We start from the raw sequence: 2,353 nt of genomic DNA on the forward strand, positions 1-2,353 counted from the left end.
AGTGGGCCGCAGCGTATCAGGCTGCAACAAGCCCGGATATAGAGCTGCAACCCATCCTGTCGTCGTCTGAACACACGAAAAACCGTCGCAAACGGGAGGCGTTCATATAGAGATGATGGCCGAACGCGGGATCGCGGTCGATCATTCGACCGTGCACCGGTGGGCCATCAAGCTTCTGCCGGTGCTTGAAAAGACGTTCCGCCGCTGCAAGCGCCCGGTCGGCAAGAACTGGCGTGTCGATGAGACCTATATCAAAGTCAAAGGGAAGTGGACATATCTGTATCGCGCCGTCGACAAGGCTGGCGACACCGTTGACTTCCTGCTGCGAGCCAGGCGTGACAAGGAAGCGGCCCGACGGTACTTCGAGAAGGCCATCGATCAGAATGGCGCGCCCGACACCGTAACCATCGACAAAAGTGGCGCCAATCTGGCCGGGTTGCACGCCGTGAACGCCGAGCGTGAGGTGCCCATCAAGATCCAACAGGTCAAATATCTCAACAACATCGTGGAAGTGCGACACGAAGTCGCTTACAGAAGTTGTTCGCCCTTCGCGCAGCATAGAAGGAGTGAACCACCGGTTACCCGGTGAATCTAGGAGCCTGAATCAAGAGCGGCTCTGACAACGTAACGAAGCGCCGCAAGGCGCGGGGTATCAATCGCGAGAGGCGTGCCCTTCTGGCAGCCATACGCCAGATGAGTGCCAGATAGTCGGTATGGTGAAAACATTTGAATCTGCAATAGGGTCGTTAGGTTGAACGAGCGGAAATGGCTATGGGTGCTGGAGGCTGACATTCAAGGCTGTTTCGACAAAATTTCCCACGACTGGATGCTCGCCAATATCCCCACGGACAAGGTGATCCTAAAGAAGTGGCTCAAAGCGGGATACGTGTATCAAAACGAACTCTTCCCCACTGCCGCCGGCACCCCGCAAGGGGGAATCATCTCACCGGTGGCAGCCAACATGACGCTCGATGGCCTCGAAGCGAGGCTCGCGGAAAAATTCCCGCGAGCCAGACAGAGAGGACTGAAAATGAACATGGTGCGTTACGCGGACGATTTCATTATTACCGGCCACTCGAAAGAGTGGCTGGAACATGAAGTCAGGCCGGCAGTAGCCGAATTTCTGGCGGAACGCGGGCTGGTCTTGTCACCAGAAAAGACCAGGATAACGCACATCAAGGACGGGTTTGATTTCCTCGGATGGAACATTCGCAAGTACAACGGCAAGCTACTGATGAAACCGTCGAAAGCGAACGTCAAGGCTCATCTTGACAAAATTCGTGAAATCATCAAGGCCAACAAAATGGCTAAACAGGCGAACCTGATAAGGCTGCTCAATCCTGTTGTACGAGGATGGGCGAATTATCACAGCCATGTAGTCGCTAAGAAGACCTTCGATCGGGTTGATCACGAGGTCTGGTCAATGCTATGGCGATGGGCGGCAAGAAGGCATCCTAACAAAGGCGCCCGATGGATAAAAACGAAATACTTCAAAACCAAAGGTCTCCGGGATTGGGTATTTGCCGCCACAGAAAAAGAAGAGGATGGCACGACAAGAGAGGTCACCTTGCTGAAGGTTGCGGACACGCCAATCAAACGGCATGTCAAGATCAAGGCGGGCGCCAATCCGCACGATCCGCAATGGGCGCCGTACTTCGAATCCCGATGGGGCCAGAAGATGCTGAACTCGGCGCGCGGGCGCGGTAAGCTGTACCGTGTCTGGCTAAGGCAAGATGGCACGTGTTCCAATTGTCAGCAGCCCATCACAATGACCACTCGCTGGGATGTTTCGCATATTGTGAAGCCAACCGACGGTGGGACGGATGCCGCAGGCAACCTTCAAGTGCACCATCTCAATTGCCGTAGAACTCCGCAACACGCCTGACAAGAAGTTGTGCCACCGGGTGTCGACAGATGCCTTTGTAGAGGCTTGAGCCGTATGCTCCTAAAGGCGCACGTACGGTTCTTGGGGGGCCGTACCGCAGTAATGCGGTACGGCTACCCGACCAGGACCATCGGGCGATCAAGCGCCGTACCCGACCCATGCTGGGATTCAAGGCATTTCGCTGCGCCCGGATTCTGCTGAGCGGAATTGAGGTCATGCACATGATCGCGAAAGGCCAGATGATCGATGGTGCTGTACCGAAGCGCTCGGTGGCCGAGCAGTTCTATTTCCTCGCTATGTAAGTTGTCCTGTATATATTGCCTTGTTCCGTCCAGACTTTCTTACCGCGACAGAACCCGCGCTTTGCCCTGAGCATGAAGTCGACCGTTTGACCGGCCCGATCGACCGCCCGATAAAGATAGACCCACTTGCCTCGAATCTTCAGGTAGGTTTCGTCGACGCGCCACG

1 protein-coding gene and 3 pseudogenes are annotated in these 2,353 nt (G+C 55.3%); 3 read left to right on the top strand and 1 reads right to left on the bottom strand.

Going from position 1 to position 2,353, the window contains the following annotated elements; translation table 11 throughout:
* Positions 1 to 109: 109 nt before the first annotated feature.
* From HV744_RS36410 to HV744_RS36420, 3 genes and pseudogenes are all read left to right on the top strand, one after another.
* Positions 110 to 547: pseudogene (locus HV744_RS36410) on the top strand (IS6 family transposase); the annotation flags it as partial.
* A gap of 204 nt (positions 548 to 751) precedes the next feature.
* Positions 752 to 1,885 (top strand): group II intron maturase-specific domain-containing protein, encoded by a 1,134-nt coding sequence (locus HV744_RS36415; RefSeq protein WP_246279383.1) that lies wholly within the window; start codon positions 752 to 754, stop codon positions 1,883 to 1,885.
* 92 nt (positions 1,886 to 1,977) lie between these two features.
* Positions 1,978 to 2,187: pseudogene (locus HV744_RS36420) on the top strand (DDE-type integrase/transposase/recombinase); the annotation flags it as partial.
* A gap of 56 nt (positions 2,188 to 2,243) precedes the next feature.
* Here HV744_RS36420 and HV744_RS36425 read toward each other — a convergent pair.
* Positions 2,244 to 2,353 (bottom strand): annotated as a pseudogene (locus tag HV744_RS36425) (DDE-type integrase/transposase/recombinase); the annotation flags it as partial.

It is taken from the genome of Paraburkholderia ultramafica (assembly GCF_902859915.1).
GTDB lineage: Bacteria > Pseudomonadota > Gammaproteobacteria > Burkholderiales > Burkholderiaceae > Paraburkholderia > Paraburkholderia ultramafica.